General features: G+C 37.7%; 18 protein-coding genes. 13 read left to right on the forward strand and 5 right to left on the reverse strand.

From position 1 onward, the window contains the following. Nucleotides 1–748: 748 nt before the first annotated feature. The gene (locus tag ACFQRG_RS01675; protein WP_380962972.1) at nt 749–2,149 is read right to left on the reverse strand and encodes an MFS transporter; all 1,401 of its coding nucleotides are present in this window, start codon (nt 2,147–2,149) and stop codon (nt 749–751) included. Nucleotides 2,150–2,487: 338 nt separating this feature from the next. Between ACFQRG_RS01675 and ACFQRG_RS01680 the strand changes: the two genes are divergently transcribed. The 8 genes from ACFQRG_RS01680 to ACFQRG_RS01715 all read left to right on the forward strand — a co-directional run bounded on the left by ACFQRG_RS01680 (nt 2,488) and on the right by ACFQRG_RS01715 (nt 9,978). Next, nucleotides 2,488–3,483, forward strand: a complete 996-nt coding sequence (locus tag ACFQRG_RS01680; RefSeq protein ID WP_380962974.1) for a DUF3231 family protein — start codon at nt 2,488–2,490, stop codon at nt 3,481–3,483. A 229-nt stretch (nt 3,484–3,712) separates the two neighbouring features. After that, nucleotides 3,713–3,778, forward strand: coding sequence for a hypothetical protein (locus tag ACFQRG_RS01685; RefSeq protein ID WP_380963241.1), 66 nt, complete (start codon nt 3,713–3,715; stop codon nt 3,776–3,778). 40 nt (nt 3,779–3,818) lie between these two features. Then, a complete protein-coding gene (locus ACFQRG_RS01690; RefSeq protein ID WP_380962976.1) occupies nt 3,819–4,283 on the forward strand; it encodes an AAA-type ATPase lid domain-containing protein in 465 nt (154 codons plus the stop codon). A 287-nt stretch (nt 4,284–4,570) separates the two neighbouring features. Further along, nucleotides 4,571–5,326 (forward strand): glucose 1-dehydrogenase, encoded by a 756-nt coding sequence (locus ACFQRG_RS01695; protein ID WP_380962978.1) that lies wholly within the window; start codon nt 4,571–4,573, stop codon nt 5,324–5,326. A 98-nt stretch (nt 5,327–5,424) separates the two neighbouring features. Then, nucleotides 5,425–6,879 (forward strand): aldehyde dehydrogenase family protein, encoded by a 1,455-nt coding sequence (locus tag ACFQRG_RS01700; RefSeq protein ID WP_380962980.1) that lies wholly within the window; start codon nt 5,425–5,427, stop codon nt 6,877–6,879. Between the two features lie 49 nt (nt 6,880–6,928). Further along, entirely contained in the window at nt 6,929–8,146 is a 1,218-nt protein-coding gene (locus ACFQRG_RS01705) for a M20 family metallopeptidase (protein ID WP_380962982.1), read from the forward strand. Between the two features lie 150 nt (nt 8,147–8,296). Continuing rightward, complete coding sequence (locus ACFQRG_RS01710; RefSeq protein WP_380962984.1) at nt 8,297–8,497, forward strand: DUF3311 domain-containing protein; 201 nt, start codon at nt 8,297–8,299, stop codon at nt 8,495–8,497. Continuing rightward, entirely contained in the window at nt 8,494–9,978 is a 1,485-nt protein-coding gene (locus ACFQRG_RS01715; protein WP_380962986.1) for a sodium:solute symporter family protein, read from the forward strand. The genes ACFQRG_RS01710 and ACFQRG_RS01715 overlap by 4 nt, the downstream gene beginning before the upstream one ends. Before the next feature lie 108 nt (nt 9,979–10,086). Here the strand turns inward: ACFQRG_RS01715 and ACFQRG_RS01720 are convergent, their stop codons facing one another. After that, the gene (locus tag ACFQRG_RS01720; protein ID WP_380962988.1) at nt 10,087–11,085 is read right to left on the reverse strand and encodes an aldo/keto reductase; all 999 of its coding nucleotides are present in this window, start codon (nt 11,083–11,085) and stop codon (nt 10,087–10,089) included. A gap of 390 nt (nt 11,086–11,475) precedes the next feature. Between ACFQRG_RS01720 and ACFQRG_RS01725 the strand changes: the two genes are divergently transcribed. The 3 genes from ACFQRG_RS01725 (at nt 11,476) to ACFQRG_RS01735 (ending at nt 15,231) form a co-directional block, all read left to right on the forward strand. Continuing rightward, a complete protein-coding gene (locus tag ACFQRG_RS01725) occupies nt 11,476–12,702 on the forward strand; it encodes a 2-methylaconitate cis-trans isomerase PrpF family protein (RefSeq protein ID WP_380962990.1) in 1,227 nt (408 codons plus the stop codon). A 119-nt stretch (nt 12,703–12,821) separates the two neighbouring features. Then, complete coding sequence (locus ACFQRG_RS01730) at nt 12,822–14,195, forward strand: MFS transporter (protein WP_380962992.1); 1,374 nt, start codon at nt 12,822–12,824, stop codon at nt 14,193–14,195. Between the two features lie 145 nt (nt 14,196–14,340). Continuing rightward, nucleotides 14,341–15,231 carry a LysR family transcriptional regulator gene (locus ACFQRG_RS01735; protein ID WP_380962994.1) on the forward strand — a complete coding sequence of 297 codons (891 nt, stop codon included), beginning with the start codon at nt 14,341–14,343 and terminating at the stop codon, nt 15,229–15,231. A gap of 50 nt (nt 15,232–15,281) precedes the next feature. On the opposite strand, the gene tcuA is transcribed toward ACFQRG_RS01735, so the two are convergent. The 3 genes from tcuA to ACFQRG_RS01750 form a co-directional block, all read right to left on the reverse strand. Then, a complete protein-coding gene (gene tcuA / locus ACFQRG_RS01740; RefSeq protein ID WP_380962996.1) occupies nt 15,282–16,787 on the reverse strand; it encodes an FAD-dependent tricarballylate dehydrogenase TcuA in 1,506 nt (501 codons plus the stop codon). A 288-nt stretch (nt 16,788–17,075) separates the two neighbouring features. Beyond that, nucleotides 17,076–17,288, reverse strand: a complete 213-nt coding sequence (locus ACFQRG_RS01745; RefSeq protein ID WP_380962998.1) for a methionine aminopeptidase — start codon at nt 17,286–17,288, stop codon at nt 17,076–17,078. A 149-nt stretch (nt 17,289–17,437) separates the two neighbouring features. Then, nucleotides 17,438–19,030 (reverse strand): APC family permease, encoded by a 1,593-nt coding sequence (locus ACFQRG_RS01750; RefSeq protein WP_380962999.1) that lies wholly within the window; start codon nt 19,028–19,030, stop codon nt 17,438–17,440. A gap of 320 nt (nt 19,031–19,350) precedes the next feature. Between ACFQRG_RS01750 and ACFQRG_RS01755 the strand changes: the two genes are divergently transcribed. Further along, nucleotides 19,351–20,337: a lipoate--protein ligase gene (locus ACFQRG_RS01755; RefSeq protein WP_380963001.1), complete on the forward strand. Its 987-nt coding sequence runs from the start codon at nt 19,351–19,353 to the stop codon at nt 20,335–20,337. A gap of 35 nt (nt 20,338–20,372) precedes the next feature. Beyond that, nucleotides 20,373–21,362, forward strand: a complete 990-nt coding sequence (locus tag ACFQRG_RS01760; RefSeq protein ID WP_380963003.1) for a lipoate--protein ligase — start codon at nt 20,373–20,375, stop codon at nt 21,360–21,362. The last annotated feature ends 139 nt before the right edge of the window (nt 21,363–21,501 follow it).

Here is a 21,501-nt window from a genome sequence, read left to right on the forward strand (position 1 = left end):
TCAATATATAAAAATATAATACCAGTTATCGGTTACTGGTATTAGCTATTATTTTCCAAAGTGGCCCCTCAATCTGCGAATCGTTTCCGTACCCCTAGTTGGAGTTATTTATTGTGATAGCAGCGGCCTGGAAATGGTGACGATTCTTTAATTTTGGTGCTAGGTAAATGTCTGGTTATTATCGAAGGTGAAGACGCCAAAATGGTTAAGAATAGTCTTAGTAATTTCTTGACATAATTTAAAATCTCTGACCTATCGCTGACAAATATCTCTGATTTGATTAGGTTCCTGAAAGAATTCTTAAAAGTCAATGTTTAACTAAGTGTAATATGGAAGCTAACCATAAAAAAATGCATATAATAAGATTAACAACAGCATAGATAATAGGGTTTACCGATCCATTTATTATACTTCCTGTTCGGCTAAACCCTATCTATTTTCGTTGGCTTGCCACCGCAAATGTCTTTCTGTGCTGTTGTTTAGAATAAGGACAGTCGGGACAATCATTAATTTTCTCTTTTAGGGGCGCCGCAACATCCCTTTACACGACTTTATTTACGCTGTTCGGAAAAAGAGACCAGAATACTTGGCCAAGTATTCTGGTCTCTTTAAACTCGGCTTTATGAAAGGTGGACTTTTCAGATCATGGTGAAAAGTCCACGTTGGCCATATCATATAAGAAGCATTTGTTATACATGACTTGTTTTACGAATAGAAGTTCATTTGAGCAGATACCTTTTAATTCGATTTATTTTTCTTTTTCTTCTGTTTTCCACCATAATGAGTCTTTTGGATTTTCAACAGCTTCTTTAAACTCAGACTTAGAAGCAACTGTTGGGTAAGAACCTTTTAATGATTTTCCTGAAGTGCTGCTGAATAAGAACAATATCACTAAAAATCCGATAATACTAACGATTGTTAGATAGAAACCAGGTGCTAAGTTATTCCCTGTTTGGTGGACCAGCCATGTTGAAACTAATGGGGTAGTCCCGCCAAATAATGAAACAGAGACATTAAAGGTTACTGCTAATGTTCTATATCGAATATCTGTATAGAACATCGTTGGTAACGATCCGGGCATTGTGCCTTCATAAGTTGAAAGCATAACACCGAGAATTAGAATACCTAAAGAAATAAATACTAATGCATTCAAGTTTATTAAATAAAAAGCGAGGACAGATAATAGGGTTAATCCACCTAAACCAATTAAGAAAACAGTCTTGTTTCCAATTTTATCACTAAGCTTTCCAAACATTAAAGCAAGCGGTACCATGATAATCATTATAATAGTAATTAATACGGTTCCTACTGTACCAGATAATCCAATAATCTCATCTAAATAAGAAGGCATGTATGATAATAACATATAGTTTGTAATATTAAAGAATGCGACAGCTACAAAACATACAAGAATATCTTTTTTATGGTTTTTTAAAATAGACAGGAAGCTTTCCTCTTGGACTTCATTATCAGAAAGTTCATTTTCAAAAATCGGTGTTTCTTCTAAACTACTTCTTAAGTACAATCCAATAAGCCCTAAAGGTAATCCGAGCAGAAAGGGTATTCTCCAACCCCAAGAGGCCATCTGTTGATCAGATAGAGTGATAAAGAGTATACTGGCGAGAAGCGAAGCTAATATATAACCGGCAAGCGTACCAATTTCTAATCCGCTCCCAAGCATATTCCGTTTATTGTCTGGAGAAGATTCTGCAATATAGACCATTGCACCAGCGTATTCGCCGCCCGTTGAAAAACCCTGAATAATTCTAGCTATTAATAAGAGGATAGGCGCCCATATACCTATTTGACCATATGTAGGTAATAAACCGATTAGTAATGTGGAAAGAGCCATTAAAACAATCGTGGTTGTTAAAACGACTTTTCTTCCTAACTTATCTCCGATTTTACCAAATATAATACCGCCTAATGGGCGCATTAAAAAGGCAATTGCAAATGTTGCAAATGTGAACACTAATTTCAGCTGATCATTCTGAACAGCACTAAAAAAGTTTTGACTGATAATAACAGCTAAATATGAATATAAGCCAAAGTCAAACCATTCCATAGCGTTTCCTATCCCTGTAGCAAACACACTTTTTTTAGTTTGTTGAAGATTTACAACGTTGATTTTTTTCTTATTAAATTTCACTTTATTATGTCAACTCCTTAACATGGTATATAATTATACAAGAATGTGGGGAAAATGTAAAAAATATCACCGTTGTTTAAAATGCACCTGATTGAAGCGCAGTCATTTTCAAGGCGCTTAATAAGAATGAAATGAATTGCAACAAACATGATTCTTACCAATGGAATAATATGATTTAATGCTAATCTGCCCATTGATAAACTTGGTTACTCAAAAATTGAGCAGCCTTTTTTGTTTTTAAGGGCAAGTTTGCTGCAGTAAGCTAACTGTTGATGCATAACAACAGGAAAGTTGGTGAAAGTAAGAAAAAATAAATGCAAGAAATGGGCGGTATAACCATGAAGAAGAATCATGATAGATTAACATCACCGGAAATTTCGAACTTATGGGCACATTATATCAATGAGACATTGCAAATTTGTATTATTAAATACATGCTAAAAACAATTAAAGACCCGGAAATTCGTAGGGTATATAAGATGGGCTATGAAATCTCCCTAAAGCATATAAAAACATTAGAAAGTGTGTTTTATCAAGAAAACTTCCCAGTTCCAAAAGGATTTTCAGATGAAGATGTTAACTTAGACGCACCTCCATTATTCACTGATATATTCTGTATTAATTACATTCATACGATGTCGATGCACGGTATGCAAGGATATGGCCTTGGGTTCAGTATTTCAATCCGTAAAGATATTAGACAATTTTATCACCAATGTAATCTTGATACGATGGAAATTTATAATAAATCTTTAGATGTGCTTTTAGAAAAACAGCTTTACGATAAACCGCCGTTTTATACCACACCTGATCATGTATCGTTTATTAAAAATTTAACATATGTAGCGGATGTTTTAGGAACACCTAGAAAAATAAACACCTTAGAGGCAGGAAATATTTATTTTAATTTGCAAAAAAGCACAATTTTAAAAGGACTGCTAATTGCTTTTAAACAAGTATGTAAAGACAAAGAGGTTTGTCATTACCTTCAACAATGTATAAAAATTACGAATAAACATCTTGGGTTGTTTTCCAATATTTTATTAAAAGATGACTTGCATTCTCCCCGTTCGCTTGAATCAGAAATAACAACCTCTAATATTGCACCTTTTTCTAATAAGCTTATGATGTTTCATGTAGGGTTCCTTATTGCGGCAGCTTCAGCTTATTATGGGAACGCTGCACTTACTTCAATGAGAGCGGATATATTTATGCATTGCCAAAAAGCAGTTGCAGAGGATTTAATACAAGTTGCCAGATTTAGCAAGATAGCGACGAAGAGAAATTGGTTGGAAAAACCTCCTGAAGCGAGTGACAGGACAACATGGGGATGATTTCCACATTTAACTTATTAAAAAACATATAAAAAACTTTATTTTGGAAATAAATTGAGTAATTTTGTACGTTAATTAAATATCTAAGGAAGGTAGCAGGGGATTGTAAGTGGAATATATAAAATACCTCATTTCGATAAAAATCGCTTAAACGGTTTCATATAATGAAGAAACATCTATCACAATTTTCCTCGATGAAATTGGTGAAATGCCTTTGCAAATCCAGGCCATGTTATTGCGAGTGATAGAGGAAAGGCAAGTAAGAAGGATTGGCGGACAGAGGATAATACCTTGATGTCCGTATCATCGTCGCAACGAATTGTGATCTTGAATCAATGGTTAACCAAGGAACATTTCGTAAAGATTTATATTTTAGACTCAATGTTTTAACGCTTGAATTGCCCCTTTTACGTAAACGTCTTTCCGATATCCCTGAATTGGTTCGCTCCTTTTTAATAGAACTAAATGAAATGAATAAGAAAAAAATTTTTGGGATTTCGGATGAGGTCCTGTCACTTTTTTATCGGTATGATTGGCCGGGAAACGTTAGAGAGCTGCGTAATGTCGTTGAGAGAATGGTTCTTTTAACTGATGAAAAAACGATTATGATGAAAGATGCCGGCTTTTTTAAGAATAAAATGCAAAAACAGCTTTTTGATAATCTGAATTTACAAAAATCAGAGAAAGCGGCAATTACATTGGCATTAGAAGAGACTAACGGAAATAAAACAAAAGCTGCTGAAAAATTAGGTTTTAATCGAAGTACACTCTGGCGCAAGATGAAAAGGTATGGGATATGAAATCAGTGGATTGATGCAGCGAATGCAACACTGTTGCAAATTGAAATGAATGAAAATTGTGAAATGAATGTAAAATGTGGCCATGATGATGGATCATTTGGGTTATGGCGATTTATACCATCTTATTCTTGACAGCATTGAGAAGTACTTGTTGATGGGAAAGTGAGAACCCCTGACCTCATGGGGACGGCGACTACAAATGAATTAGGAGATGCTATTGTAAAAGCCATTAAAGAAAAAAAGCGGTGTTTTATCATAATTGGATTCGAAGCAAAGGAGGAGAAATAATGAGATTACGTAATAAAGTGGCGATTATTTCCGGGGCAGCGGGCGGCATGGGAGCAAACATGGTCAAACGTTTTATCGAAGAAGGCGCAAAGGTTGCAGCAGCAGATTTACATGCAGATACATTAAAAAAAGATGCTTCTTTTGATGAAGAGAAATGTCTTATTGTACAAGCTGATATGACGCAAGAGCAGCAAGTTGAGAAGTTAGTTCAGCAAGCAATTAATCGTTTTGGAAAAGTAGATATATTGGTTAATGCGGCGGGGATAGCACAGAGCGCAACCCCTATCGAAAAAGTGTCAAATGAAGCATGGGACCGTATTATGGACATTAATATAAAAGCCCACTTTTTAACAAGCCGTGAAGTCGTTCCAATAATGAAAGAACAAAAAGCAGGCGTAATTATTAATGTTGCTTCAATTTCAGCTGTTCGTCCCCGGCCGGGTCTTAATGCTTATGTCGCTTCAAAAGGGGCGGTGTTGGCGTTTACCCAGGCATTGGCAATAGAACTTGCTGAAAATAATATTCGTGTGAATGCCATTAACCCCGGTCCCGCTGATACGGGCATGCTCGGACAATTTGCTGCAAAGGGTGTCGATGTGGAAGAAGCGAAGGAGACGACATTTAAAGATAGTGTTCCGTTAGGTCGGTTAATTCAACCGGAGGACATTGCAAATGCGGCTGTATACTTAAGTTCAGATGAAGCAAGGATGGTCACAGGAGCAATCTTTAATATAGACGGCGGCCGGGGAATTTAACGATAACATCTGGACAAGATGTTGGTTAGATTCTAAAAAATACTGAAGAGTCAGTCTCGTTTATCGTCATCTTAAATATCGTATTGGAGGAGAAGCAGATGGAAAAGAATATGAACCGTATGTATATTAACGGTGAATGGATGGAAAGTGCTTCAAAAGAAACGATTAAAGTGATAAATCCCAGTAATCTAGAAACCTTGTATTTTATTCCAAGGGGTTGTCAAGAAGATGTTGATTTAGCTGTCAAGGCAGCTCGAGATGCCTTTGAGTCACATGAATGGCAGCAGGTGAAGCCGTATGAACGGGGCGTTCTATTATACAATGTGGCGCAGGCTATTCGCAATGAAAAGGAAGCAATCGCTGAAATGGAGACACTTGATTGCGGAAAGCCGATTTCCCAAGCCAAAGCGGATGTCGAAGCAGCGGCACGTTATTTTGAATATTATGCGGGCGTCGCCGATAAAGTTTTAGGTGAGACGATACCGATTGAGCCTGGTATTCTTGATTATACTGTTCGTGAGCCTGTTGGTGTTACCGCGCATATCATTCCGTGGAATTATCCGCTGCAGGTTTTGTCACGAAGCACAGCGGCAGCGATTGCGACATGGAATGCAGTTGTTGTAAAACCGGCAGAGGATACACCGGCTACTGCCTTAAAGCTTGCAGCAATTTTTGATGAAACGAATTTACCGAAGGGCATTTTTAACGTTGTGACAGGGTACGGTCATGAAGCAGGTGCCGCACTTTCTGATCATCCGAATATTAATCATATGACATTTACCGGCTCTGTTGAGACTGGAATGGCTGTCATGACCGCAGCATCACGACACGTTACCCCAGTGACATTAGAACTTGGAGGAAAGTCGCCTAACATCGTTTTTGAGGATTGCAACCAGGATGAAGCATTAGATTGGGTTACACGTTCAATCATTCAAAATGCCGGTCAAACTTGTTCAGCCGGAGCGCGGTTGCTTGTTCAATCAACGATCCACGAAGAATTTGTCGGGAAGATATGTGAACGAATGAATGCCCTTGTTATTGGACCGGGAATCACTGATCCAGATATCGGCCCTATTTTATCAGAAAAACAGATAAATAGAATTGAATCGTTCATCGATCTTGCAAAAATTGAAAACGTTGACATTCTGGTTGGTGGAGAAAGAGCGTATATCTCTGATTCAGATCAAGGTTATTATTTTAAACCTACAGTATTGGATAATGTTGACCCTCTAAGCAAGCTGTCTCAGGAAGAAATTTTTGGACCTGTTCTCACTGTCTATTCTTTTGATAATGAAGAGGAAGCTTTAAAACTCGCAAATGGTACTCAATATGGGTTAGTAGCCGGAATATGGACAAAAGATATCGGACGAGCCCACCGGCTTGCTGATAAAATTAACGCCGGTCAAATTTTTATTAACAACTATGGGGCCGGAGGGGGCATTCAAATGCCGTTCGGCGGTTATAAGAAAAGCGGATTTGGACGGGAAAAAAGCTTAGAAGCACTTAGAAATTATACACAGGTTAAAAATATTGCTGTGAAAACATATTTGTAAACAAATTGAATCAATGAGGCGTAAAAAATTTTTAAGGGGGAAGCGTTCTATGGAAACTGCCAATCTAAATAAAGGCTATTTAAGGGATAAGGAAAGAGTCATAGAACTTACGCAAAAATTAGTTCAAATACCAAGTGTTTACCGTCCGAAGCAGCCAAATAATAATGAGGAGAAAGTAGCCCGTTTTATAGCTGATTATCTAAAAGGGATTGGATTAGAAGTTCATATCGAGGGAGTGGAGCCCGGAAGACCTAATGTCATCGGGATATTAGATTCAGATTTGCCCGGAAAAACGCTATTGTTTGAAGGACATACTGACGTTGTTACTGAAGGGGATAAATCATTATGGAACTACGATCCGTTCGGGGCGGAAATTGTTGACGGCTTAATGTACGGCAGGGGAACAAATGATACTAAAGGTAATCTGGCATGTGCGATAACTGCTGTACAATCATTAATAGAAGATAAAGAGACATTTACAGGGAAAATTATTCTCTGCATTCCATGTGATGAAGAGGGGATGATGATTGGCATTAAACATTTTATAAAAAGAGGCTGGGCCGATGATGTTGATGGGGCAATTATTTGTGAGCCGGAGGAAAATCAAATATGTATTTCACAAAAAGGAGCAATGCGTATTATTATTCGAACATATGGAAAAATGGCTCACGGTGCCATGCCTTTAAGCGGCATTAATCCCAATACACGCATGGCAAAAATCATCTGTGAGCTGGATGAATTGGAAAAGCGTGAAAAAGAACGGCTCGGAAAAGATCCGCAGTTAGGTTTTCCTAGTATTACACCGACGATCTTAAAGGCTCCTGTGGCAGGCGATGCACAAATTAATGTTATGCCTGATCAATGTATGACGACTCTTGATATACGTACGGTTCCCGGTCAGGATCATGAAAAGCTTCAAAATGACATTCACAGCATCTTTAGCAAACTGGCTAAGGATGACCCTGATTTCAAAGCGGAATTTGAGGTCATTGAAGATAGACCTTGGACAAAAACAGATAAGAATGATCCAGTTGTTAAGGCGATTGCACAAGCTTATTCAGAAGTCACTGGAAAGGAGCCCGTCTATAATGGCGTTCCTGGAGCGACAGACGGAACTTTCCTGCACATAGCGGGCGTACCAATTATTACAACAGGTGCAGGCAATCGTGAGGTCCCTCACCATATCGATGAGTATGTTGAAGTTGAAGAACTTGCTTTGACGACGCAAATATACCGGAAAGCTGCATTGAATTTTTTAAATGGTTAAATAACCATTGGGAGCATTTTGGTGTTACCTATTAATAGATACAAAGGAACACCATAACTAGGAAGTACAATTTGATTAACGGGCTGATATGATTTTAAAGAAGTTTGGTTGAGGAAAGTATAGTCAGCCATTTACAAGGGAGGATATTTAATGAAGACCATTAAGCTCCTGCTTTTGATCCCTTTTATAGGGGTATTATGTTTCTTGCCAATGGCAAACAGGGTCGAACCTTATGTTCTGGGATTACCTTTTTTGCTCTTTTGGATCACATCATGGATGGTATTATCATCTGTCATTTTAGCAGTTGTATATAAATTTGATCCGGATAATAAAAGGAGTGATACAAAATGAATATAGCTCTATTAATTATCCTTGTATTTCTGCTTATCGCTCTTTATTTAGGGGTAAATGCCCGAAAAGGAAAAGACATGAATATGGAACAATGGGCTGTAGGCGGCCGGGGATTCGGAGGAATATTCGTATTCTTACTGTTAGCCGGCGAGATTTATACGACATTCACTTTCCTTGGCGGGAGCGGTTGGGCCTATTCGAAAGGCGCTGCCGCTTACTATGTTCCTACTTATATCTTTTTGGCTTATGTTTTATCTTACTGGTTAGCGCCAAAGATTTGGAAATATGGCAAAGAGAATAATATAGTTTCACAGCCTGACTTTTTTGTTGCTAAGTATCGCAGCCCTTATTTGGGGGTTTTGGTTGCCATTGTAGGAGGGATAGCTCTAGTCCCGTATATTGTTATTCAATTTAAAGGGTTGGGAATTATTGTTTCTGAAGCATCATACGGTGCTATTTCTCCCGCGGTTGCAAGTTTATTAGGGGCGGTTGTTGTCACAATTTATGTGATGATTTCCGGTATCCATGGATCCGCCTGGACGGCAATCATTAAAGATTTTATGATTTTAATTGTTGTTGTATGTATAGGTTTATATATTCCATATCATTACTTTGGCGGTATTCACCCGATGTTTGAAGCCGTTCAGAAAGCCAAGCCGGAATTACTTACTCTGCAGGATAAAGGTTTGAGCAGCTCTTGGTTTATATCGACGGTTCTATTAAATGCAATTGGTTTTTACATCATGCCGACCTCGTTTATGGTTATTTTATCGGCAAAGGGAGAAAGAACGATTCGTAAAAATGCCATTGCGCTGCCTATTTACACCCTATTATTACTGTTCGTCTTTTTCGTAGGTTATGCAGCGATCATTCAAATTCCAGGTTTAAAAGATGGAGATCTCTCACTATTAAGCCTTGCCATTCATACTTTTAATCCATGGATCATAGGTTTTATTGGTGCTGCAGGGCTATTGACAGCTTTGGTTCCTACCTCAGTCATGATCTTATCCTCTGCAACGGGATTAACGAGAAACCTTTACAAAACTTTTGTACCAAAAGCGACTGACAAGCAGCAATCGATCATCTTAAAAGTTTTCATTCTTGTTATAGTGGCTGTTTCTTTATATTTTTCAATCAACGGCGGGAGTGCTCTCGCAATTCTTAACATTATGTCCTATGGTTTGGTTATTCAATTGGCGCCCACATTATTTTGCAGTTTTATAAAAAACAATTTTGTAAATAAATATGGTGCATTCTCAGGGATAATAGTCGGTGAACTTGTTGTTTTATATATAACGATATCTGGTGAAACAATAGGTTCTCTTCTGCCATTTGTACCGCAGACAATAAAGGATATTAATTCAGGATTTATTGCTTTGTTAATCAATGTAATCGTGACGATCATAGTAAGCTTGGCTACGAAAAATATTCCTGTTAGAAAAACAAATCAAATTGAAAATCCCCAAAGTCCAATTGTTTAAGGTTTGTTAAAAACAGGAACCCGGAAAAATAAGAAGCTTCCAGGGTGCCTTCATAAATGTTTAGAAAAATGACATGGAAAATAAATTTTTAAAGTAAGTCACTTAAGATTAAATTTGTTCGCGGGTGGGCGGAGCCATAAAATCCGGCGGACCGGCCTGGTTATTAACGGTTTCATTAATGATCCGGTCAATTTCTTTTAAATCTTGTCTCGTTAACGCCCAGCCAAAAGCTTCATCTACCGGGTCAAGCTGGTCCGGGCGTCTTGCTCCCCATAAGGCGATCTCCGCTCCCGGCTGATCAAGAATCCAGCGAATAGCAAGATGAATGATCCGTTTGCCGTAATGTTTACGAGCCCAATTATCTAATTTGTCTACTGCCTCTAAGTATTGAGAATAGCAGGGTTCTTGAAATTTAGGGTCAGTATTGCGCAAATCATCCCCTTGAAAAACTCTCTCTTTTGACATTTTTCCTGATAACATGCCCCGGCATAGACTCCCGTACAATAATGTCGTTATGTTATTTTGTTTGCAATAGGGAAGGATATCCTTTTCGATCTCGCGCTCAAATAAGTTGTAAGGAGGCTGATCAGTATGCAGAGGTGCTGCTTTCCGAAACGCATCCATTTGTTCCGTGGAAAAGTTGCTGACACCTGCAGCCCGGATTTTACCCTCTTCGTAAAGCTTATTCATCGCTTCAGCTGTCTCCTCAATATCAACGAGCGGATCCGGCCAATGAACTTGATATAGATCAATATAGTCGGTGTTAAGGCGCCGCAGCGAATCGTCTATTTCTTTAAAAATCCGTTCTTTAGATCCATTTCGATAAGGGCCGTTATCATTCCAATCTATCGCAACTTTTGTCGCTATTATGACATTGTCCCGCTTGCCATATTGTTTAACCGCCTTGCCGACAATCTCCTCCGAATGTCCGAAACCGTAAGCAGGCGCTGTATCGATCAAATTAATTCCGCGATCCAGAGCAGAATGAATGGTTCGAATCGAGTCTTCTTCATCTGTTCCGCCCCACATCCAACCGCCGATTGCCCATGTGCCAAGGCCGATTCGGGAGGCTTGAATATCAGATTCACCAATACTTATATAATCCACAATAATCATCCTTTCCAATAGTCAATTGCTATTCAGAAAATATAAAAGTACTTTCCGAACAAATGTATACGATGAAATATTATTATATTACCTAATAATTACCCTAGTAAAACAAAAACGTAGCAAATAAAAAATTCAGGCGATGAAAGAAACGGCAGTTAATAAAATTAGGAATTTCAAAAGGTAAAATTATTAGATCAAGATGAAGAAAAGTTTACACAATCTAATAATCCTTAAGGTAATTACTATAATTCAATCTCAATTAATAAATAAAATTTTTTTATATAAATAAATAAAAAACATGTATTTTATTTATCGAGCCCCTTGCATTATTCTGAATATACAACCAAATCAATAAATCTATTGCAACCGTCATTAGGGGGTTAGGTTATGTATTATCTAGGAAACCATTATCGTGTATTTTGTACTTTAATGCGTGGCGGAACCAGCAAGGGGGCTATTCTTCGAAAAATAGATCTTCCTTCTCAACCAAATAAGCGTGACCGTATGATTTTAAGAATATTTGGCAGTCCCGACCAAGACCAAATTGATGGATTAGGAGGCGGCACCTCTTTGACAAGTAAATTGGCTCTTGTTGGACCGCCAACCTTTCCAGATTCAGACATTACATATACATTTGGTCAAGTCAGTCTTGATAAGGAAGTGATAGATTATGAACCAACTTGTGGAAATATGGCAACAGCGGTAGGACTCTATGCAGTGGAAGAGGGATATATTGAACTAACGGAGCCTATTACGAGAGTCCGGATTTTCAATACTAATATTCAAAAGGTTATCATCGCTGAGATTCCAGTATTTAACGGGCAGGTACAATATGAAGGAGATTTTTCAATTGACGGTGTTCCGGGTTCATCTGCAAGGATTATGCTCAACTTCCCGCATTCAGAAGGAGCATTAACAGGTAAGTTACTCCCTACAGGCCATCCTGAAGATTTGATAAAGCTTAATGATGGCCGTACATTCCATGTCAGCATCATTGATGCGGCAAATGTTGTTGTCTTTGTTGATGCTAGGGAATTAGGCTTATTAGGAAATGAATTAAAAGAGGATATTGATTCTGCAACAGAGATATTGGAAACATTAGAACAAATAAGAGTAAAGGCTGGCAGACGAATTGGTATCATCCAAAACGAAAATGGCATTTCACCATCTACTCATGCTCTTCCCAAGATTGCGTTTGTCTCTCCTCCCAAGAGCTATAGAACCATGAGTAATCAAACGATTGATCAAAGTGATATAGATATTCTAGCCCGTTATATAAGTATGGGATCACTCCATAAAGCATTCGCAGTTAGCGGAGCAGTTGCCTTAGCCGCATCAGCAAAAATTGAAGGAACCATTCCAAATCAAGTTTTACCAGCTAATATATCACAAGACCGTCTTCGGATCGGTCATCCATCAGGGCAATTATACCTCGAGTCGGAATTAGAAATGACAGGTTCAGATTATCAAGTAATACGCTGTGCCATTGGACGAACAGCAAGGCGCTTAATGGATGGCTATGCTTATATTCCTGCATCTGTACTAACTGAGAGTGACATCCACAATGAGAATACTATTATTTCTAAGAAAGGTACCAATTCTGTTACTGGATAAGGCCAATAAGTAAAATAATTAAGTTTACAAGGGAGGTGATGGTCAATTATTAAAAATATCAGGTAAATTTAATAGTTTTTATTAGAAATTAACAACGAAAAGCATAAGGGGGAAAGTAAATGACTATTCAACAAAATGTAAGCGATGTCAATCCGTCGTTCTTGAATATACCAAATCGAATTGACCGTTTACCGATTTTTTCTTTCCATCGGAAAGCATTGTTTGCACTTGCATTTATATATTTTTTCGAGTTCGCTGACTTAAATACATTTTCATTTGCGGCGCCGGCCTTAATTAAATCATGGGGGCTTTCTGTCAGTACAGTGGCAGTTATTACTTCAACCACTTTTTTGGGGATGTTTATTGGAGCAACCTTTGGAGGATGGTTCGCAGATCGGCTTGGACGAAAAAAAGCTTTAATCTATTCCGGTGTCTTCTTCTCACTGTTCTCTATGTTAAATGCGCTAGCTTGGGATCCTCTATCATTAGGTATTTTTCGCTGCTTAACAGGTGTTGGGTTATCAGCCTTGACGATAGTAGCTAATACCTACATTAGTGAGGTTTTTCCTTCTATTGTTCGTGGTAAATATCAAGGACTTTGTATAACTGTCGGTTTAGTTGGAATTCCAATCACATCATTTATTTCTAGTCAGGTTGTCCCGATCGCTTCTTGGGGATGGCGATTGGTATTTGTATGGGGGGCCCTAGGCGTAATCTTTCTTTTCTTTATGCCGAAATTTAAAGAATCACCTAGATGGCTTGAGAAACATGGTCGACATGATGAGGCTGAAAATATTATGTGCGAAATTGAAGAGTTAGCTCAAAAGAAAAAGGGAGCCTTAAGCAACCCTTCAAAACCAAGGGAAATAACGAGTGTCAAGTCAGCGACGTTCTCGGAATTGTTTAAAGGCAAAAATCTTAAAGTAACCATTCTACTTATTTTAGTATGGATATTCCAGACGCTGGGATTTTATGGTTTTGGTTCTTGGGTACCGACCCTTCTATCAAAACAAGGTATCGACTTAAGTCATACGTTGATTTTTTCAACGCTTATAACAGTAGGTGCACCTCTAGGAGCTTTAGCTGGATCAATGATTTCTGATAAAATTGATCGAAAATGGATTATTACGATTTCATCAACTATTATTGCAATATGCGGTCTATTATACGGTTTGACGTTTATTCCTGTTTTAATCATTTTGTTTGGTTTTTTGGTTAACTTTATAGAAAGAATTTTTTCATCTAATCTGTATGCCTACAATGCTGAATTGTTTTCTACAGAAGCGCGCGCTTCAGGCAGCGGTCTGAGTTATGGAGTTGGAAGATTATCTAATACTGTAGGGCCGTTATTGATCGGAGCAATTTACACAGGATTTGGTTATATCAGCGTTTTTATTTTTATTGCTTTATGCTGGTTTGCTACAACTGTTGCCATCGGGTTCTTTGGTGCCCGGACAAAACAGCGGCATTTAGAAGATATCCATGCATCATAAAATTGAATAGCCATTATTTTAATACACGAGATTCCCAAATATTTTATAAAAATATTTGGGAATATTTTTAATATTGGTTCGTTAAGGTGATAGACTTAGTTTATAATTAAAGTATTGGATTTAAGAGAAAGAGGGTAGAAACTATATGAATGACAAAGATTGGGTACTATTGACAATTTTGAATGAGGAAAGAAATATTACTAAAACTGCGGAAAGACTTTATATTTCTCAGCCTGCTCTTTCTTATCGGATTCAACAATTGGAAAGTTATTTTCAAAGTCAGCTTTTTATACGTAATCGTTCCGGACTTCATCTGACTCCACAAGGAGAAATTGCTGTTCAATATGCTCAAAACATGGTAAAACAATTAGAAGAAACAAAGGAAAAGCTTCAATCAATGGAAGTTAAAGTGAAGGGAACGTTAAAGCTCGGTGTTTCCTCCATTATTGCTCGCTATATGCTGCCGGAAATGCTCCAAGATTTTCTTAATGAATATCCAGAAGTTGATATTAATGTAATTACTGGTTTTAGTTCAGAAATTGAACAAATTTTAGTAGAAGGTGATATTCACATTGCCATTATGAGGGGGGAAAGGCATTGGCATGAGAAGAAATGGCTGCTTTCAAATGAACCCATACTGGCCGCCTCCAAAGAACCCCTCGAAATTGAAAACCTGCCAGCACTGGCACGTATTTATTATAAAACAGATTCTTCCTTAAAAGCTTTAGTTGACAGTTGGTGGAAAGAGAGCTTTCAAGAACCCCCAAAAATTACTATGGCTGTTGACAATCTAGAAACATGCAAAGAAATGGTAAAAAAGGGGCTGGGTTATGCTATTCTTCCTGGGACTTGCTTAAAAAATGAAAGAGAATTGTTTACGTATCCTCTTTATAATAAACAAGGCAGACCTGTGGAAAGACAAACATGGGTTTATTGTTGGGATAGTTCAATGAAGTTTGCTGCTGTAGCGGCCTTTTTTGATTTCTTTAAGGATTATAATAATGATTACCTTCAAAACATTAAAATAAAGCAGTGAGCCTAATTATTAAGAATTAGGCTCACTGTTTTACTTTTATTCATTAAGCGCTAGTTTATTTTTAAGCATTTTTTCTCTTGAGAATAGCGAGCTGCAGAAGCACCGGCCAATTTACCAAAAACAGCGCCAGACATTAAACCGGATCCTCCCGGATAATTATGATAGAAAATACCGCCAATCATTTCACCTGCGGCAAAGAGTCCATTAATAGGATCGCCTTTAGTATTTAATACTTCTCCATCTGTGTTAACACGCAATCCGCCAAAGGAGAAGGTAATTCCGCAAGTAACCGGGAATGCGTAAAATGGTGCTTTTTCAATTCGCAATGCCCAATTTGTCTTTGGAGGATTAATGCCGATGGTTCCTTTGCCATCTTTAACTGTAGGGTTGTATTCTCCCTCTTGCACGGCATTATTGTATTCCTTAATTGTTTTCAGGAACTTTACTTTATTAACTGGAATTAAGTCGGCCAGTTCTTCAAGGCTGTTAGCATTATAGCAAGTGGCTTCCTCAAGATCATACTCTTTGCGAAGCATTGGGCGTACCTGTGAATCGTAGATTTGATAAGCAATATGGCCAGGTTGTTTTAAAATTTCACGTCCATACTTAGCATAAGTGTAATTACGTAAATCAGCTCCTTCATCAACAAACCGGTCCCCTTCCTTATTAATCATGATACTATAAGGGTAGGAATGTTTTTTATAAATATCTCCGGGTTTTGTAAAATCCCCAACTCTTGGCGCTTGATAGTCAGTCCCAATGGAGTGGCACCCAGACCAATCACCGAATGTCCCGGCACCTATTGCTAAAGCCATTGAAAGCCCGTCCCCGGTATTATATTCAGTACCCCTGACAATAGCCGTATCCCATTCAGAACCAAGGTGCTTATTCCGCATAGTTTTATTAGCCTCAAAACCGCCGCAAGCTAAGACGATGCTGTTTGTATTGACTGTTAATTTTTCTCCTTCTTGTTGAACAACAATTCCCGTAATTTGATTATTATCAGCCACAATTTCTACCGCACGGGATTCATACCAAACATCAATCCCAAGTTCTTCAACACGTTTGTTTAATTGTTTAATAAGCCCGACGCCCTTGTCTTTTGTTTTGACTGGAAGACCGCCCCAAAAGTGATGCTTTCCCTCTTGTTCAAAGGATTGATTCTCGTAATTTAGTTCAAAAATGATGCCATTATCTTTCATCCATTTAATAGTTTCATAAGATTTAGAAACTAATTGTTTTGCTAATTCAGGATCGCTTTTGCCTTCGGTCACTCTCATAAGATCATCATAGTATTCGGTTTCACTATATACGGGCAGGTGAATTTTCTCAGCTTCTTCATCACTAATATCAGGGATGATTTTCCTTATGTCTTTTATACCTTGATAAGCAAATCGAATGGCCCCATCTGTAAAAAATGAATTTCCGCCTCTTTTATGTTTAGGGCCGCGCTCAAGTACAAGTACGCTGACTCCTTTCTCCCGTGCCGATATTGCTGCACATAAAGCAGCGTTTCCAGCTCCTGCAACAATTACATCGTAATGAAGTTGTTTCATAGATCTGCCTCCTTAAAGTTAGCGGAATGAAATAAATAAAAATTAAGGATGGTTAATAAGATATTAACTGTTTATTTCATATCCTTTTGCTTTTCTTGAAACTCATTTTAATTCATTCACAAGGATAAATAAAATACATATTTTTATGGGAAATATATAAAAATTTTTTATAATAAATATTTTTTTAGAAGTTATTTATGGAGCTTTAAGGAGGAAGTCAACAAACTGATAAATATTTTAAAAGGTATTAAGGAAAAGGCTTGAGGCTTGCCGGTTGGCAAGTTTACTTTATTGTTCAACGCCGCGACTTTGTTCCCAATCTGAATATAAACCGCTACCATCGCAGCCTTGGCAATTAAATGGTGCAGCATATTCATAATCGAATATCGTCATATAACCTTTTCCGTTACAATCAGGACATTTACCTAATGCCTGCATCTTGGATACATGCTTTTTATATTTTTCAGATCTCCAATTGGATATGGCATTAAAAAGGCTCATTTTTATCACCTCGTTTACAGTTTGTGAAACCTTTATATTTTTTATACCTTCCTTTTGTTTGAATTTTCCGAAATAAATTATCAAGGGATATTTATATAGTATATTCTAAGCAAAAAAACCCTTTTGCGTTCGTGCAAAAGGGTTGTACTTTATTTATTTTCAACGACACTTTCATGGTTTTGTTCATTGCCTCTTTTAAGGGCATCTGTAACCCAGCCGCTGCGTACACCCCAAATATAAAAGATGATGGCGGAGACAGCGATGACTAAGAAGTCCCATCCGAAAGGGATGATATTTAAGCCGCCGAATTTCTCGCTTCCAATATAAGATATAAAGATCATCCATATGAGGAAGATAATAAACCAAATACCTGCTTTAAAGTCTTTTTTAAAGCCTTCAAAATTGTTTTTATATTGGTAGTAGAAGTATATAGGCAATCCAATAATAATAATTAATGTTACTTTACCGGTGAGCGGCCATGCCCCCCAATAAAAGATCATTGCTGATGCAATAAAACCGAGCGGTGCAATGATTGGCATCCCTTTAATTTTAAGCGGAGATTTAATATATTCTCTATGCCTGCGGAATACCATCACTGAGATTGGACCTGTCATATAAGAGATTAAAGTTGCAATTGAAATAATTGAAGACAATTGCCCCCAGCCCCGGAAAAGGTACAGGAATATAAAGGATACGACAAGGTTAAACCACATCGCTGGCCGGGGTATACCTGACTTTTTATTTACTCTCCCAAAAATACCAGGGAAATAACCATTTTGGTTCATACCGTAAATCATTCTTGCAGTCGTTGCGGTATATGTAACACCAGTACCAGAAGGGGATACAACTGCGTCAGCAAAAAGTAAAATGACTAACCAGTTTAAACCCCATGCCATTGCCAGATCAGCAAATGGAGAGTTTAAATTAATATTTGCCCAGCCGTGTTTGGCCATGCTTGGCGTAACACCGCCTGTAAATGTAATTTGTAATAAAACATAAATGACGCCTGCCAATAAAATTGATAATACTACAGCCAGGGGAACGTTGCGGTTAGGATTCTTTGCTTCTCCGGCCATATTAATTGGACTTTGAAAGCCGTTAAAGGCAAAAACAATCCCTGAAATAGATACGGCAGTTAAGACGCCTGACCAGCCGTTTGGCATAAAACCGCCATATTGTGTAAAGTTGTGGCTGTTAAAGCTAGTAACAATTAAACCGATAATAACACATGCCGGGATGATAAACTTAAATATTGTTATAACAGTATTGACACGTGCAAACAGAGAAACTGTAAAGTAATTTAAAAAGAAATAAACAATGATAAGAAACGCTGATATTAATAACCCGGCCGTTGACAGTTCTTTTCCGTTATAGAGCGTATGAGCCCAAGCAAAAGGCCATGAACTGATATATTGTGCAGATGCTTCGGCTTCTACCGGAATAACCGAAACAATCGCAATCCAGTTTGCCCAGCCGGACAAATAGCCGACAAGTGAACCGTGTGAGAATTGACCGTATCTGACCATACCGCCTGCTTCAGGAAACATTCCGCCAAGCTCGGCAAATGATAAGCCTATAAATAAAATTAAAATTGTTCCAATAATCCACGCATAAATAGCTGCAGGACCAGCAATCTTTGCAGCCTTCCATGCACCGAATAACCAGCCGGACCCGATAATTGAACCAACTCCGGTCATGGTAAGAGCGAAAGCGCCAATATTTCGCTTCATATTGTTCTGCATGTCATCACCTCTAAGATGTCGAAAATTGTCCACGGTTAATTATTGTATCACGTTATGTAAACGCTGTCCCCAAAAATGCATAATGTTGGAAGATTAAAAGCTGTCTGAATTGGCCCTTTTCACGAGCTTTCAAATTTGTTTATTCAAATATAGGTATAAAGGATCATGAAAAAACTAACAAGACTTTGGTTTATATTATCGGCAAGTTTCCTTTATATTTCCAATTAATAATATGGTAAAATACAAAGCGGATATAATAACAATATGTCATATTATGTTTTAATGGGTCGGTCTTTATACCTGTTCAGGAGGTTAAAATAATGATTTACATAGATAATCAGGATATACATGATCCAAGGATTAACCTGGCAATAGAGGAATATATTTTGCGTTATTTGGACCAAAATGAGATGTATCTGTTGTTTTATATTAATGATCCCTCAATTATTATTGGCAAAAATCAAAATACCATTGAAGAAATTAATACAGATGTTGTAGAACGTGAACAAATCTATGTTGTGAGAAGACTTTCAGGCGGCGGTGCTGTGTATCACGACCGGGGAAATTTGAACTTTAGTTTTATTACTAAAGATGACGGCAACAGCTTTCATAACTTTAAGAAATTTACCGAGCCGGTTGTTCAGGCCTTAAAGGACATGGGTGTTAATGCTGAATTATCAGGGCGCAATGATCTCATGGTTGATGGAAAGAAAATCAGCGGTAATGCGCAATTTGCCACTAAAGGAAGGATGTTCAGCCATGGAACGTTAATGTTTGATTCTAACATTGAAGATGTTGTTCGGGCATTAAACGTTAAAATGGAGAAAATAAAATCAAAGGGTATTAAGTCCATCCGCAACCGTGTTGCAAATATTAAAGATTATATGGATGAACCGATGGCCATAGAGGGGTTTAAACAAAAAATTCTTGAAGGTATTTATGCCGGACAAGAAGTTCGTGAATATCTTTTAACTGGAAAAGATTGGGAGAACATTCGCGACATATCAAATAAACGTTATAAAAATTGGGAGTGGAATTATGGTAAGTCTCCATCCTCTAATATTCAACACTCACACCGTTTTCCAATTGGACAAATAGATATTCGTCTGAATGTTGAAAGAGGCATGATCCGCAGCTGCAAAATCTACGGTGATTTTTTTGGCGTTGGAGACGTTAATGATATAGAAAAACGGTTAACAGGGATTAAATATGCCAAGGCTGATATAGAAGAAGCGCTTAATGATGTGGATATAAAGCATTATTTCGGCGAGGTGGCAAAAGAGGATTTTATTCAATTGGTTTATTAATGGAGAATGTCAAGTGTTGATAGGAGGTCTGTTTTTTGAAATACATCAATAACCAAGACATTATGGATATTACGATAAATTTTGCAATAGAAGAATACGCGTTAACAGAGCTGGATATTAATGAAACCTATCTTTTATTTTACAGTATGAATCCAACAGTCATTGTCGGAAAAAACCAGAATACTGTTGAAGAAATCAATATGGATTATGTAAGAGAAAATAATGTTCAAGTGGCCCGGAGATTGTCCGGCGGCGGTGCGGTTTACAATGATGAGGGCGACTTAAGTTTTAGCTTTATTACGAAAGATGACGGCAACAGCTTTAATAATTATAAAAAATTTACGGAACCGGTTATTCAAGCCCTTCACCATATGGGGGTTAATGCGGAACTGTTGGGACGCAATGATTTATTAGTTGATGGCAAGAAAATATCCGGCAATGCACAGTTTTCAACAAGAGGACGGATGTACAGCCATGGGACGCTGATGTTCGATGTTAACTTGGATAATGTCGCCAAAGCGTTAAATCCCGATCCGGAAAAATATCTCTCAAAAGGGATTAAATCAGTCAGAAGCCGGGTAACTAATATAAGAGAACATTTAAAAGAAGACATGGACATCCATCAGTTTAAGCAAACGCTTTTAAAATATATTTTTAAAGATGAAGATGACATTCCCGAGTATCATTTGACTGAACAGGATTGGAAAAGGATTATGGAAATCGCTGAAACGCGTTACCGGAACTGGGATTGGGTGTACGGCAAATCGCCTAAATTTAATGTAAAGCAAACAAAACGATTTCCATCCGGTAAAGTAGACGTTCGTTTGGAAGTAAAAAAAGGCGTCATTGAAGAAGCAACCATCTATGGGGACTTTTTTGCCGTCGGCGATATTAATGATATTGAAAAACGGCTCGTCGGAAGTAAATATAAACACGAAGATATGATGAACGCGTTAAAAGATATAGATGCCTCACATTATCTTGGAAAAATAAGCAAAGAAGAATTTGTCAATATGCTGTTTTGAATAATTCGCCTATGGCGGATTATTTTTTTACCCTCTGCAATATTCAGAACTTCTTGACAACTATTAGACAGAAATTTATGATTAATATAGATATTACATTTAGTTAAACCATCGGTTATTTCACGTCATATTGTTAATT

The organism is Scopulibacillus cellulosilyticus (assembly GCF_042665295.1).
In the GTDB taxonomy this organism is placed as follows: Bacteria; Bacillota; Bacilli; order Bacillales; family Sporolactobacillaceae; genus Scopulibacillus_A; species Scopulibacillus_A cellulosilyticus.